Source organism: Flavobacterium sp. ENC, assembly GCF_020991415.1.
In the GTDB taxonomy this organism is placed as follows: Bacteria; Bacteroidota; Bacteroidia; order Flavobacteriales; family Flavobacteriaceae; genus Flavobacterium.
The window spans coordinates 130,949-144,765 of the sequence record NZ_JAJMOY010000006.1; the positions used below are offsets into that span (position 1 = coordinate 130,949).

General features: G+C 36.4%; 12 protein-coding genes. 3 read left to right on the plus strand and 9 right to left on the minus strand.

Annotation, left to right across the window (positions count from 1 at the left end; translation table 11 throughout):
* Positions 1-88: 88 nt before the first annotated feature.
* Complete coding sequence (locus LPB89_RS16630) at positions 89-1,114, plus strand: AraC family transcriptional regulator (protein WP_230702813.1); 1,026 nt, start codon at positions 89-91, stop codon at positions 1,112-1,114.
* Positions 1,115-1,284: 170 nt separating this feature from the next.
* Positions 1,285-2,235: a bifunctional helix-turn-helix transcriptional regulator/GNAT family N-acetyltransferase gene (locus LPB89_RS16635; protein ID WP_230702814.1), complete on the plus strand. Its 951-nt coding sequence runs from the start codon at positions 1,285-1,287 to the stop codon at positions 2,233-2,235.
* Between the two features lie 326 nt (positions 2,236-2,561).
* Here the strand turns inward: LPB89_RS16635 and LPB89_RS16640 are convergent, their stop codons facing one another.
* The 7 genes from LPB89_RS16640 to LPB89_RS16670 all read right to left on the minus strand — a co-directional run bounded on the left by LPB89_RS16640 (position 2,562) and on the right by LPB89_RS16670 (position 12,128).
* Positions 2,562-3,761 (minus strand): FAD-binding oxidoreductase, encoded by a 1,200-nt coding sequence (locus tag LPB89_RS16640; RefSeq protein WP_230702815.1) that lies wholly within the window; start codon positions 3,759-3,761, stop codon positions 2,562-2,564.
* On the minus strand, positions 3,758-4,246 hold the full coding sequence (locus LPB89_RS16645; protein WP_230702816.1) for a low affinity iron permease family protein: 489 nt from the start codon (positions 4,244-4,246) through the stop codon (positions 3,758-3,760). Before LPB89_RS16645 ends, LPB89_RS16640 begins: the two co-directional genes overlap by 4 nt.
* 5 nt (positions 4,247-4,251) lie before the next feature.
* Positions 4,252-7,062 carry an AsmA family protein gene (locus tag LPB89_RS16650; RefSeq protein WP_230702817.1) on the minus strand — a complete coding sequence of 937 codons (2,811 nt, stop codon included), beginning with the start codon at positions 7,060-7,062 and terminating at the stop codon, positions 4,252-4,254.
* Between the two features lie 122 nt (positions 7,063-7,184).
* Complete coding sequence (locus tag LPB89_RS16655; protein WP_230702818.1) at positions 7,185-8,012, minus strand: MlaD family protein; 828 nt, start codon at positions 8,010-8,012, stop codon at positions 7,185-7,187.
* 24 nt (positions 8,013-8,036) lie between these two features.
* Positions 8,037-8,816 carry an ABC transporter ATP-binding protein gene (locus LPB89_RS16660; protein WP_230702819.1) on the minus strand — a complete coding sequence of 260 codons (780 nt, stop codon included), beginning with the start codon at positions 8,814-8,816 and terminating at the stop codon, positions 8,037-8,039.
* A 2-nt stretch (positions 8,817-8,818) separates the two neighbouring features.
* A complete protein-coding gene (locus LPB89_RS16665) occupies positions 8,819-9,577 on the minus strand; it encodes an ABC transporter permease (protein WP_127336683.1) in 759 nt (252 codons plus the stop codon).
* A 280-nt stretch (positions 9,578-9,857) separates the two neighbouring features.
* Positions 9,858-12,128, minus strand: a complete 2,271-nt coding sequence (locus LPB89_RS16670) for a glycosyltransferase (protein WP_230702820.1) — start codon at positions 12,126-12,128, stop codon at positions 9,858-9,860.
* A gap of 399 nt (positions 12,129-12,527) precedes the next feature.
* Between LPB89_RS16670 and LPB89_RS16675 the strand changes: the two genes are divergently transcribed.
* The gene (locus LPB89_RS16675; RefSeq protein WP_047777346.1) at positions 12,528-12,689 is read left to right on the plus strand and encodes a DUF1328 family protein; all 162 of its coding nucleotides are present in this window, start codon (positions 12,528-12,530) and stop codon (positions 12,687-12,689) included.
* Between the two features lie 167 nt (positions 12,690-12,856).
* Here the strand turns inward: LPB89_RS16675 and LPB89_RS16680 are convergent, their stop codons facing one another.
* Together LPB89_RS16680 and LPB89_RS16685 are read right to left on the minus strand one after the other, a co-directional pair.
* On the minus strand, positions 12,857-13,363 hold the full coding sequence (locus tag LPB89_RS16680) for a DinB family protein (protein WP_230702821.1): 507 nt from the start codon (positions 13,361-13,363) through the stop codon (positions 12,857-12,859).
* Positions 13,364-13,381: 18 nt separating this feature from the next.
* The gene (locus tag LPB89_RS16685; RefSeq protein WP_230702822.1) at positions 13,382-13,759 is read right to left on the minus strand and encodes a glyoxalase/bleomycin resistance/extradiol dioxygenase family protein; all 378 of its coding nucleotides are present in this window, start codon (positions 13,757-13,759) and stop codon (positions 13,382-13,384) included.
* Between the last annotated feature and the right edge of the window lie 58 nt (positions 13,760-13,817).

Sequence of the window (13,817 nt, forward strand, 5' to 3'; positions counted from 1 at the left end):
TATCAATTTTAAGGAATTTAGGTACAAACTGAAATTTTTTAAAAGAGGATAAGTAAAGCAAGATTATCGAATTTTAAAATACAGCAAAATGAAAGTAGTTACTATAAATACAGAGGAAATTAAAGATATTTTTGAAGCTTTGGCTTTGAATATTGGAGGTAAAGTAACTTTTGATTTAGACGAATATACTTTAGATTTCAATAATAGTTTTGCCAAAGGATCGATAATTGGATCGTCATTTAATGATGATATTTCTTATGTTCAGTTTGATATGACTTTCTCTGCAGACGTAAGAATGAATATTTCAAATCCGAAATCATCTCCTGTCTATTTTGCCTATTGTTCGAAAGGAAACCTGTCCCATAGTTTTGGAATTCTGGGAGAGGAAAGAAAACTAAAAACGTTTCAGACTGCTATACTTTCTTCTAAGAGAGAGGATGAAAATGTTTTGTTTTTTGAAAAAGATATTAAAACAAAGTTTACGCTTATCATTGTCGGAACTCAACTTGCCGATAAAAACCAGCCTAATTCCCTTAATGTAAAAGTAAAAGAAACATTTTTTGAGAATAATTTACGTGAAGATTTCTTTTACCTGGGTTCTTATAATCTGAGAATTGGTGAAAAGATAGAGCAATTAAATGCTGTAACTCAAACGGGTATTGTTCGCAATTTACTGAAAGAAGGTATTTTACGTATTATTCTGGCTATGGAAATTCAGCAGCATACAGACGATTTAGCAGCCACATCAAGAGATGCCAATTGCCTTACTTTACGGGAAATGGAAGAAATAAAAGAACTTTCAGAAGCTATAAAAGCAAACCCTGAAGAAGCTTTTACCATAAAATCATTAAGCAAAAAATCCGGTCTCTCTCCAAATAAACTGCAGGAAGGTTTTAAGATGATACACAATCGCACCGTGAATGACTACATCACACATATGCGTGTTTTAAAGGCCGAAATCCTGATCAGAACTTCCGACTTAAATATTTCTGAAATCGTGTACTGTATCGGTTTTACCAGCAGAAGTTACTTCTCCAAAATCTTCAAGCAAAAATTCAATTGCAGTCCGAAAGAATATAAATTCAATTTGAATCCGTTGGCTATTACAGCTTAAAAAATAGGTTCAAAGTTACAAAGCAACAAAGGTTCAAGGGTTTTTAGTATACTGCGTAATCAGATATTTTTAAAGGAAAATAAAAACTTTGTCACTTTGCACCTTTGCTACTTTGCAACTAATAGAAAAATACATATATTTGCATAACTAATTATGTAATCAACTATAAAATGGATTTTTTTGATAAAGTAGGCAAGGTGGCTTTAGGAAGCCGTCTTCGATTAATGACTGCTACGATTACCGATGATGCAGCCAAAATCTATGAATTGTATGGCATTACTTTTATGCCAAAATGGTTTCCCGTTTTTTATATGCTGATGGAGGAAAGAGAAATCACCATCACCGAAATTGCTAATGAGATTGGCCATTCACAACCTTCGGTAAGTAAAATTATCCAGGAAATGACGACAGCCGGCCTTGTTCGGGAAAATTTAAAAACAACCGACAAACGCAGAAACAGTGTTGCTCTTACGGAACAGGGTGTATTGCTTTCGAGAGAACTAAAACTGCAGTGGATTGATGTTGAAGCTGCTGTAGAGTCTTTGATAACAGAATCAAACCATAATTTGTGGGCGGCACTTGAAGAATGGGAGTTTTTACTGCAGCAAAAATCACTTTTGAAAAGAGTAATTGAAAATAAAAAAATACGGGAAAGTCAGGACGTTCAGATTGTAGCCTTCGAACCCAAATATCTGGATGCTTTTAAAGCCCTTAATGTCGAATGGATCTCAACCTATTTTGAAATGGAAGAAGCGGATTATAAAGCGTTAGACAATCCAAAGGAATACATTCTGGACAAAGGCGGCAAGATTTTCGTGGCTTTATACCATGATGAGCCTGTCGGCGTATGCGCTATGATCAAGATGAAAGATGAAAATTATGATTTCGAGATGGCAAAAATGGCAGTTTCCCCAAAAGCACAGGGAAAAAATATAGGCTGGTTACTGGGTCAGGCGATTGTAAGCAGCGCAAAAGAACAAGGAGCAAAGAAAATATATCTGGAAAGTAATACCATCCTTAAACCCGCAATTAATTTGTATCATAAACTGGGATTCCAAAAAGTATCAGGACTGGCAACACCTTATAAGCGTTGTAATATACAGATGGAGTTGGTTGTTTAGGTCCAGAGGTTCAAAGGGACAAAGGCTCAAAGCTTTGTACGGCTCAGCGTTTGTCCTTTGCAACTTTTATTATTTATAATATGGAGTTGGTTATTTATATTGAAAGTTATAAATGCTCAAATTTTTTAACCTCTGAGCCTTTGTACCTCTGTAACTTAGTTGCAAAGGTTCAAAGGGACAAAGTTGCAAAGCTTTATACGGCTCAGCGTTTGTCCCTTTGCAACTTTATTATTTAGAATATGGAGTTGGTTATTTATTGAAAGTTATAAAAAATGCTCAAATTTTTAGCCTCTGAACCTTTGTACCTCTGCAACTTTGAACCTTTTTTACCTATGAAACCTGTAATAATCCAAATCCTTATGCTTTTTACCTTCAATAGAACATAAAATCGAATTCATTCCGATAACACTAAAAGTAATTCCGTTTCCTCCGAAACCTAAAACGTAATGCTCGTTTTTATTCGGGTTTGGTTTTCCGAAATAAGGCAGGCCATCCTTGGTTTCACCAAAAGTTCCTGCCCAGGAATAATCGATTTTAAAATCAATATTGGGAAATTTTCTTTGAAATTTTTTCAGTAAAAACTGTTCTTTTTTAGGCAGTAATTTATCACGCTTTTTAGAATCTTTAAATTCTTCATCGCCACCGCCCATAATAATTCGGTTGTCCTGTGTGCCCCGGAAATATAAATACGGGGACGAGGTATCCCAAAACACAGCTTTCTTAAAAGATTTTGGTAAATCGGGAAGATTTTCCGAAGCGATTACATACGTACTTTTCAGGTCAACGATCTTTTCGGTGATGGTTTCGGTACTTTCGTAGCCACTGCAGTACACGATGTGGTCAGCAGTAATAGTATGCCTGTTTTCGGCATGTGCAATAAGTTTTTCCTTTTGATTATGAGTGGATGTAATGTTGGTACGGTCAAAAATCTGCATTCCTTTTTTCTCGCAATACCGTATTAAATCCTGGGCCAGTTTATAGGGATCCATAACTGCTGCAGTTTTAGATTCAATAGCCGCCAGGGCATTGAGCCCTAATTTCTCAAGATCCCATTTTTCCAGCCAGCTTACATCGAAACCACTTTCTTTTCGGCATTTAAATTCAGCTCTCAGGAAAGGAAGATCTTTTTTTAAAGAACAGAAATAAATACTTTTTTTGAATTCAAACTGGCAGTCGCTTTTTATGGTATCGATGATAGTACGCAGGTCAAAAATAGCTTTTTTTCCATTTCTGTAGCTGTCAACGGCGCATTCCAATCCTCTCATTTTTACCAATTCATGCAGGGATACATCTATTTCATATTGAAGCAGCGCGGTACTTGCGGCGGTACTCCCGTTACAAATATCACGGCGGTCCACCATTATTACTTTTTTTCCTTCGTTGATAAGCTTGTAAGCGATCAGGGCTCCGGTAATTCCTGCGCCAATAATTAAAATTTCAGTCTCTAAATCTGAATCTATTGACGGATAACTTATTTCCATTGCATGTTTTAATGGCCAGAAAGTTTCTGTTGAACGTAGCTTCATTTTTTTGTGATGTTTTTGGTACGAAATTTTGTCCTGTTTTTATCTTTTCGTTCATGTTGCTCATGCGCTTCAGCAATAGAATGCGATGTTCTTACACTTTCGTCTTTTTTGGCAAGTTCACTAAGGCGGTGATAGTATTTCTGCACTATAATCATTTCTTCCTCGGTCATGCTTTCAATATCAACCAGACTGTTGCTCGAATATTCGTTTGAAGCTACCAGTTCATTTAATTTCAGCTGTATTGCCAGAGAATCTTTGTTCTGTGCTTTCTGAATTAAAAAGACCATCAGAAAAGTAATAATTGTTGTTCCGGTGTTTATTACCAGTTGCCACGTTTCGGAATAATCGAAAAGGGGGCCACAAATAGCCCATACCACAACAATTAAAAAAGCTGTTAAAAAAGCAGTAGTACTTCCTGCTGCCTTAGAAACACGTGAAGCGAATTTTTCGAATGCACTGGTGCCTTTCTGTTTTTTATTTTTCATTTTATTTAGCTTTTCTTTTTACTGACTTTTTCTTCCCGTATCACTTTATTGTTTTTTTCGTCATAAACGGCGTCGTTTATCTTTTGTCCGGTTTTACTGAAAATCTTGATTTTCGGCTCTTCATGCGTTCCGGTAATGACAATAGGAAATCCGATAAGGCCAAAAAGCGGGAGTCCCAGGCGCATTCGTAAATCCAGTAGTCCGTCAAAACTGGTCGTTCCTTTTATAGTGGGTCTGAAACCTGCTACATTAAAAGTAAAGGGCTCAATGTGAACAAGATTATTATCAATGGTTGAGTTAATTTCAATGCCTTTCATATCAGGATTGTTTAATCCCTTCTGGCCTGTTTGGGAACTTATCCCGTCAAATAATTTCAGTCCTTTTACCTGTACATCACGTAAAGTAATGACTCCGCCACCTTCCAGTGATTCATATATAGGTCCCATGTTTCCGTTGAGGTCACCTTTGATATTGTAGTCTACAGAAATGATTCCCTGCGCTTTTTCGGCAGCACTGACCATCTCATGAAACATCGGAATTTCTTTGTAAGCCCTTTGAACACTGAAATCCTTAGCTGTAAAATGAGCATCAAAATGAGCTGAGGTTGGAGATTCATCCTTGTAGTTGGCATCAACCCCCATAATGCAGTCAATAATGTTGAAAGTGGTTTTTTCTAAATAAAAATTCCCTTTTGTGATTCCGATCTTTCCGGTAAGTTTGTTGAGAACTAAACCATTGTACGCCACTTTATCCACATTTGTTTGAAGTCCGACATTTAAGTTTTTTGGAATAATAACGACACCGCTCATTTTAGGATGATCTTCTTTGGCATAATCCACTTCAATATTACGATCCTTATTCTCTCCCTTCTCCAGCGCCATAAATTCATCGACATTGATGAGTCTGGATTTCATATTAAAATCCCCGCTCAGTGTTCCGTTTGATTCCAGGAAGTAATTAATAGTATTGAGCAGATATCCGTTAATGGCAAAATCTGATTTTCCATAAGAAGCATCAAATTTTTCAAACCACATTTTCTCATTTTGAAAACGAAAATTTCCCTGTTTGATAAAAAAAGCTTTTGGGAAAAGTTCAGAGGTGGCTTTAATGTTTTTAAGGATTATAGTTCCTTTATTGTCTAATTTATCATATTGTCCGTTTGTCGCATAACTTTGTCTTCCTTTTAAGGACAGGTCGGCTTTTGCATAGCCGGTTACATCGACACCTTTTCGGGAAAAGACTTTATAAATGCGTCCCACATTCAGTTCCCCTTTTATTTTAGCATTATAAGCCAAATCACTAAAGTCGGAAAGTGTCGCATTGACATACACAGGATTTCCTTCAAAAGCAAAAGAAGCAGGGGCGACAGAAACGATCAGGTCTTTGAATGTCCCGGCCTTGTTGAGCACATTTGCCACAAAAGTGATATCGGTAATCGGATTTGGATAGGATTCTGTTTTAAGCCAGCCGTTTCGCAGTGAAATTCCGCCAATAGTTTTGGGGAATAATTTTTTTGTTGTACTGAAAGTTCCCCTGGCCTGAATATTGGTTTTTAAGATTCCTTTTAATTCAAGTGAAGTCAGGCCCAGTGCAGCATCAACCGTAGCCAGATCCAAAGCGCCTTTTACACTCGCATTGACATCCATTTCTGTAAAGCCTTTGCTGTGCAGGTACGCTGTGAAATAATCTTTTTCGCCTACTTTAAATTTAAGGGTATTTAAATTAATGAGCAGTTTTTCTACATCAAGTGAAGGCATGATGGCATTCAGGTTCATCTGGAAATCCGTCAGCGGAGCGGGGGCATTTTGATAATTGATGGCACCTTTGTCTATTTTAAGATTAAAAGCCAGATCCGGTTTTAGCTTTTTGGCGACGTTATAATCTCCCTTAAAAGTAAAAAGCAAATCACTGTTGCCCGAGATCTCGGTTTCGTTCATCCACGTTAAATATTCCGGGGGCATTACAGAGAATAAATCTTTTAAGGTCGTTTTTTCGGATGCTGCCTTAATATTGATTTTATATCCATCTCGTAAAATGGTAAACAAACCGGTAAATTGTAGCGGCAGTTTATTTATTTTTAATTCGTTTTTCTGAAGAATAAACGAAAGTGCATGTGTATTGATTCGGGTAATTAAATCAGCACGGACTTCCTTTTTTCTGAGGTAAGCAGTCCGGTTGTAATAAAAATCGACACTGTCAATTTTTGCATCTGTATTTAAATCAAAAATATCTTCGCTTAAATTTCCTTTTCCAATATAATTAAAACCTTTGGCATCTACCAGAATTTTGGCGGAGCGATCGTTGTACTTGATGTGGCAGTCTTCAAAGTCAATTCGTTCCAGTTTGATTGCAGTTCCTTCTTCTGCCTCTTCCTTTTGATTTTTTTTATCTTCAGGAGCGATATAAATATTGTAATTGGCCTGTCCTTTTTGGTTGACCATTACATTTATTAAGGCTTTGGATACGTATAATTTATTGATTTTTACTTCGTTGTCGAAAATCAGTCTTTTAAGGTTGATTCCAAAAGCGACCTGCTCGGCTTTTAATAAAGTATCATTGCCAAAAGGGGCAGAGCCTGTCATCGACAAATCATCTAAGGAGACTGTTAAAGAGGGAAAATGTGTAAAAAAGGAAAGCCGTGATTTCGTAAAATCCAGCCTGGTATCCAAACGCTCATTGGCAATTTTCTTTACTTCGGAAGCGACTTTTCCGGGAAATAAAAGCGGAATCAGGAATAGTAACAGCAGGATTCCTGCTATTACTATTCCTGTTATTTTTAAAAACTTAAGAGCGGTATGTTTGAATGAAAATGGCATGTACAATTGATTTAAAAATTCATATTCAGGATGAAGAGTTATTTAAAATCGAAGGTTTTAATTTTAAAAAGGCGTGAAAAAGTAAAGTTCTGGTACATTCACAAATAACATTTGATAAGTAATTATTTTTTCTCTTTTTGAGCTTCCGCTTTTTTAGCGTCTTCTTCTTTTTGTTTTTCCTCTTTCTCTTTTTGTTCTTTTAGTTTTTCCTCTTTTTCTTTTTCAGCTTTTTCCTGTTGCTCTTCTTTTTTCTCTTTTATTTCTTCCTGTTGTTTCTTTTTTTGTTTCTCTTTTTTCTTATAGTAACCTCTCAGCAGGAAATTGCTTTTTGCGGCTTCCATATTTTCACTAAAACCTTTGGTTCCGCTTTCCAGATTAGAGAGTGTTTTGGAAACGCTGCTGGCCATTTTATCGTCACGGACCAATCTTGCCAAAGCTCCGTTTCCATTATTCATACTATGGCTGAAAATCGCAAGTTCATCGGTTATGACGGCAGCATTATCAACACTTTTTTTAACGCTTTTCATTAAATCCTGCATCTCAATTCCGTTAAGAGAGGCAATTGCACCGTTATTTTCAACGACTTTGGTAGATTTAACTCCCGGAGAAATAGTAAGGACTTTATCGCCCATTAAACCGTCAGAACCAATACTGGCACGGGCATCTGTTTTAATAAATTCGCGAACGTCATCTTTTATAACCATCGAAACCACAACAGAAGAATCGTTTATTAACCTGATTTCTTCAACGGTTCCGATATTAATTCCTGAAAAACGAACGTTATTTCCAACTTCTAAACCGCTGACCGTTTTAAATTGTGATGTGATATGAAATGTTGATCCAAAAAGATTTTTTTGTTTTCCGATAAAGTAAATTGCCATTATAAAAAGCAACAATCCTACTGTTACAAACATTCCCAATTTCCAAGTATATCCAGATTGCTTATCCATGATTTCTATTTTTATTTTTAAATTTTATTCAAAAAAAGAGCGCACCCAGTCGTCTTCGCTTTTTTCCAGTTCTTCGTATGTTCCTTCAGCATGTATTACACCGTCCTTTAAAACCATAATGCGGTCGGCAGTAAGTTTGGCACAGGCCATATCGTGTGTAATAATGATTGATGTGGTTTTTCGTTTGTGTTTTATATCTAAGATCAGTTCACTGATTTCTCTCGATGTTATGGTGTCCAGTCCTGTTGTAGGCTCATCGTATAAAATAATTTCGGGTTTAAGGATTAAAGTCCTCGCCAGACCAATTCTCTTTTGCATTCCGCCCGACAATTCAGATGGCATTTTATTGATGGCATCGCTTAAGCCTACATTATCCAATGCTTCTACAACTTCGGCTTCCACTTCTTCCGGAGTTAAATCCCTTTTGTGTTTTCTTAGCGTAAAAGCTAAATTCTCGCGCACCGACATTGAATCGTACAATGCCCCGCTTTGAAATAAAAAGCCTATTCTTACCCTGATTTCATTCAGGTCTTTTTTACTCAGGTTGAGCACATTTTCATCAAATACTTTAATTTCTCCTTTATCGGGTTCAATTAAACCAACGATACATTTGATGGTTACCGATTTTCCTGAACCTGAACGCCCCAGAATTACCAGGTCTTCGCCCTGATTTACGGTAAGATTTACCCCTTTTAAAATTTTATTATTTTTGCCAAATGTTTTGTGCAAATTTTTGATCTCTATGATGGGAGTTTTACTTTTTGCCTTTGGTTTTTTCTCTGTATTTTTCTCTTCCTTAATCATCGCTAAAAAAATAAGTCGGTTATTTGAACAGCTACCATATCAATTATAAAAATGGCCAGTGAAGCAGTTACCACGGCAGAATTTGCTGCTTTTCCAACACTTTCTGTTCCGTTGGAAGCATTAAACCCTTTATAACAGCCAATCATTCCAATAAAAAAGCCAAAGAAAAAGGTCTTAATAGTGGCCGGAAATAAATCCAGGAATTCCAGTGACTGAAGAATTTGTGTCAGATAACGGTAAAAATTTACATCACCGTGAATGTTAATACCAATGTATCCGCCAACAATTCCGATGGCATCCGCAAAAAAGACCAATATCGGAACCATTAAAGTACAGGCTAAAATGCGGGTTACCACAAGATAATTGTATGGATTAATGGCTGAAACTTCCATTGCATCAATTTGCTCGGTTACTTTCATGGAACCTAATTCTGCACCAATCCCGGACGATATTTTACCGGCACAGATTAAGGCTGTAATTACAGGAGCAATTTCACGGATCAGCGAAAGTGCAACCATTCCCGGCAGCCAGGATTCGGCTCCGAATTTTACCAGAGTCGGTCTTGATTGCAGGGTAAGCACCAGGCCCATAATAAAACCGGTTATGGCAACCAGCGGTAATGATTTATATCCGATAATATAGCATTGCTTCACGAATTGTTTTGCCTCGTAAGGAGGTACAAAAACTTCCTTAAAAAACTGCTTTGCAAACAGTGTTGCATTACCTATCTCTTCGAATGTATTTTTTAAAGTGAGAATCAAAATACTACTGTTTTAGTTAGTTAAATTTTTGAAAATTAATATTTTAACATATCTGTATTTTCCTTTATTATTAGCAATAAAATTACCTTATTAGTTAAGAAAAATTCTTACACAACTTTTTGCGATGTTTATATAATTAACATAACAGTACAATAATTCTAATAAGTCTGCGTTGCCTCAAAAAACTTTCCAAAAACAAAAAATCCCTTTGTATAAAAGGGATTTTAAGCGTAATAACAGCTAATCTGTTGATCTGGTTAAAAGTGTAGTTAAATATATTTTAGGAGTTAATGGCAATATTCGTTTTCGCCTTCATTAACGGGATTACTTTACTGTCCGATAACTTAAGATTTTCCATGATTAATCGGGCAGTCAGAAAACAAACCGTTGATTCGGCACCCTGATTCAGGTTTACATTTTCTTTTTCAAGACCATCATATCCGCCTCCGCTAATCGGGTTGTACATAATCTGGTTGAGGTGATTTTTTCCTAAGAACCAGTTAAAAGCCGTTTTCATCTGTTGTTTGTACTCCGGAGTTTTGAATGCATTATAAAATGAATTCAAAGTCTGGATCGTGTACGATACATCAATTGGCTGTTCTCCGTATTGTTCCGGTTCTGACCCTTTGTGATACCAACCATTGTTTGAAATTACCCTGAAACTGTCGTCGAAAAACATTTTAGAGGATAGGAAATCAAGAGATTCCAACGCCACTTTTTTGTAAATCGGTTTGTTAGTCACTAAATAAGCGTATAACATTGATTCCGGAAGGATTCCGTTACCGTAAGTCAGATAATTTTCAAACCATTTCCAGTCTTTTGTAGCGCAAAGTTCATAATTGGAAAGCAGTTTTGCATTCAATTTATTGATAATGGCGGCAACATATAAATTCGGAACGGTGCTGTGATATAAATACAATCCTTTTGTCGCAAAACCAATCGAACGTGGCGACTGAATAGTTTCGGCCCATTTTAAGGAATTTAATAAACATTTTGAAGCTTTCTTGGTAATGGATTCCGGCAGAATATCGGAATGTGAAACCACTGTACCCAATGCCCAAATGGCACGTGTGTTAGAATCTTCCAGATTTACCTCGGCATTTTGCTCCACATGTTCTCTGTTGTTCTCATCTACATAATTGATGAAATTACCTTTTGGTTTCTGACAACGCTCGATGAAATCCAGGTAAATTAAGATGTATGGTAAATCGTCCTTGTCTTCGGTTAGTTTGTAATGCATACAAAGTGCCACAAGTGCGCGCGCATTATCATCCAGTGTATAACCTGAAGAAAGATCAGGAACAGAAATTTTGCTGAACTGAATCATTCCCAGCTCCGTAGTCATTTTTTTGACGTGAGCCAATTGAATGGAAGGATAGCTGTATTTAATTTCATACGTTTTATCCATCAGTTTTTTATAGGTATTCATGTGGATGATCCCTACATTTTCCCACGAAGAGGCTCTGGTTTTTCTGAAGGAGCTTTTCCCCATTTCTTCTCTTAGATTTTCATCCGAAAGTAATTTAATGGCTGCTTCAGCAAATTGATCTTCATCTCCAATGTCAACCAAAATTCCGGAGTCAGAAGTCAGTACCTCTTTGGTATGCGGAATTTTTGATGCTACAATCGGACAGGCACAGCTCATGGCGTACGAAAATGTTCCGCTTACGGCCTGGTTAGGATCTTTAGAGGTAAACATATAAATGTCAGTTGCTTTCAGGTACTCTAAAAGCTGGTCTGTATCCAGGTATTCGTTTATAAATCTCACATGATCCTGTAAGTTTAAATCGGCTACCATTTCCTCTAACTTGTTTCTGTAGGTATCCACTCCGTTAATAACATTATTAGGATGCGTTTTTCCAATGATTAGGTAAAGCGCATTTGGCGTGTTTTCTATAATTTTAGGTAATGCTTTTAAGCCTGTTTCAATATTCTTTCCTTCACCCAAAAGACCAAAAGTAGACAGTACCAGTCTGTCCTGAATGTTGAATTTTTCTTTTGCTATATAAGGAGGTTCGTAAACAACTACGTGAGTTCCGTGAGGCACACAAGTAATGATATCTTTTGCAATGCCGTAATCTCTGATCAGTATTTCTTCAGATTGGTTGGTCATTACAAAAACAGAATTGCTGTAGTTCAAAAGCAGTTTTACGAAAGTTTTCAATTCATCATTTGGATTCGGGATCACACTGTGAAAAGTATAAGTCACGGGTTTTTTGATCTCGTTAAGAAAATCCAGCAGATGATCTCCGTAATTTCCTCCGAACAAGCCAAACTCATGCTGGATATGAACTAGTTTTACACTGTCGTCCTTGTTTATTTTCTGAGCAACTGAAGTATATTCTTCTCTGTTTTTTGTGTTTAAGGTAAAGGCCTGTTTTGATTTTGTATTTGGTTTGTCGACCAGTTCACAAATTTCACAAGTAACCGATTTACCAAAAACATCGGTAATTCCTTTGATTGTATCCTGCGTATAAGTAGCTATTCCACATTGTGTTGGTGGGAAAGTAGATAGAAAAACTATTTTTGATTTAGTTGATATTGCTTTCATTGGGATTATTTTTTAATTCGTTTAATAAATCTTTAAAGGTTCAGAGGCACCCCATTCTTGGCATCGGTTTTAAAACAGCTGTTGCATTTAACGTATTGTTTTATAGCCAATTCCATTTTTGTGGCTTTTAATTTAATAATGATTAAAATTAAAACTAAGCCAAAGCCACGATTAATCCAATCCACTAAAAAATTAACTCTAAAGCGTTTACATGGGAATTCTGTAAGGCAAAAAGAGAAATTCTGATAATCCTGCCGAATTTTAAGAATTATTGTGTTTAATAGTTGATTGCGATAAAAAAAAAACGGATTGAGTTAAACGAAGCTGTTTTTTAAAATGAAATTTGATATAACAAATCAGACCTCATAAGTCATTTTATAAACTAAAAAAACAAATCATATGTTACGTTGGACAGTCATTTTTATTATTCTTGCTATAATAGCCGGAATATTTGGCTTTGGTGGAATTGCCGCCGGAGCAGCTAGTATTGCAAAAGTTTTATTCTTCATATTTTTAGTGTTATTCGTTATCTCATTAATAAGCGGAAGAACAAAAGTTTAGTGATAATTCATTAACCTTATAAATTAAAAGCGTCGTGAGTTTTACTTACGACGCTTTTAATTTTTTGTAAAATGGGAGAATTAGATAATTAGATAATTTGATAATGGGATAATTTTACCGAAAACTGTGACTGTGACTGAAAACTGCGACTGAGACTAAACTCCCCCTCATGCTATCACCATCTTCGAAATTTCCTGCAGCTGACTTAAATGTCTTTTGATATGAATGAGCGCAAAGCTTACCCATTCGTACAGGGTGAATTTGCCAAATCCGGGAACTTCAGAGTCCAGAGCGGTTAAGGTTAAATCATACTTTTCGGAAACAGTCAATAATTCTTTTTCTATTTTTAATAAGGATAGGGTCAGTGAATTTTTGTTGTATGTTATATCCGGTGGAATAATGTATTCCGGGGATTTCATTTTTATGTCATAATTAAAGAAAAGCGTTTCTATCTCTTTTATCTTTTCGTCTGGCTTTCTGGAGGTTTTCTCAGTTTTTCCTGCACACATTTCCGGAAATCCGGAACATCCCATAATCAAGTGCTGTATGACTTGCCCGGCCGTCCAGCTTCCTTCAAAAGGGATCGTATTTAATTCTGTTTCAGAAAAAGAACCAAGTTTATGGTTTAGCTCTTTGAAGGTTTCGATTATATCTTTTTGAATTTCTGTTTTCATTTTTTTCTGATTTAGAAATTATTTTTTTACAGCTGTAATCCACCAGACATTACCAAACGGATCCGTTACCCCACAGGCTCTGCCATAATCCTGATCACCTGGCGGCATAAGAACTGTTGCACCGGCTTGTACTGCTTTTTCAAAAGTTGCATCGGCATCCGGTACGTATACAAATAAGTTTGCCGTTTGTTTTTTCCAGTCCTCAGAGGCGTCTGTAACCATCATAGTACTTCCGTCAATACGTATTTCGGCATGCATTACAGTTCCGTCGTCCCGAAGCGATTGCTGACCGGATGTTTCGGCCTTAAAAACATTTTTGGTAAAATCTATAAATTGTAATGCGCCCTCTAAAATTAAATAAGGCATTATGGTCTGATGGCCGACAGGTAATTTCATAGTTATAGCATTAAGGATTAACAACAGGTAACGTTTTAAATGAGTGTTTAAAAGCACG

What these genes read in the sequence shown, in the direction of transcription:
- LPB89_RS16630 (WP_230702813.1), top strand. Translation starts at nt 89, where the DNA reads ATGAAAGTAGTTACTATAAATACAGAGGAAATTAAAGATATTTTTGAA.
- LPB89_RS16635 (WP_230702814.1), top strand. Translation starts at nt 1,285, where the DNA reads ATGGATTTTTTTGATAAAGTAGGCAAGGTGGCTTTAGGAAGCCGTCTT.
- LPB89_RS16640 (WP_230702815.1), bottom strand. Translation starts at nt 3,761, where the DNA reads ATGAAGCTACGTTCAACAGAAACTTTCTGGCCATTAAAACATGCAATG.
- LPB89_RS16685 (WP_230702822.1), bottom strand. Translation starts at nt 13,759, where the DNA reads ATGAAATTACCTGTCGGCCATCAGACCATAATGCCTTATTTAATTTTA.
- LPB89_RS16645 (WP_230702816.1), bottom strand. Translation starts at nt 4,246, where the DNA reads ATGAAAAATAAAAAACAGAAAGGCACCAGTGCATTCGAAAAATTCGCT.
- LPB89_RS16660 (WP_230702819.1), bottom strand. Translation starts at nt 8,816, where the DNA reads ATGATTAAGGAAGAGAAAAATACAGAGAAAAAACCAAAGGCAAAAAGT.
- LPB89_RS16675 (WP_047777346.1), top strand. Translation starts at nt 12,528, where the DNA reads ATGTTACGTTGGACAGTCATTTTTATTATTCTTGCTATAATAGCCGGA.
- LPB89_RS16650 (WP_230702817.1), bottom strand. Translation starts at nt 7,062, where the DNA reads ATGCCATTTTCATTCAAACATACCGCTCTTAAGTTTTTAAAAATAACA.
- LPB89_RS16680 (WP_230702821.1), bottom strand. Translation starts at nt 13,363, where the DNA reads ATGAAAACAGAAATTCAAAAAGATATAATCGAAACCTTCAAAGAGCTA.
- LPB89_RS16655 (WP_230702818.1), bottom strand. Translation starts at nt 8,012, where the DNA reads ATGGATAAGCAATCTGGATATACTTGGAAATTGGGAATGTTTGTAACA.
- LPB89_RS16670 (WP_230702820.1), bottom strand. Translation starts at nt 12,128, where the DNA reads ATGAAAGCAATATCAACTAAATCAAAAATAGTTTTTCTATCTACTTTC.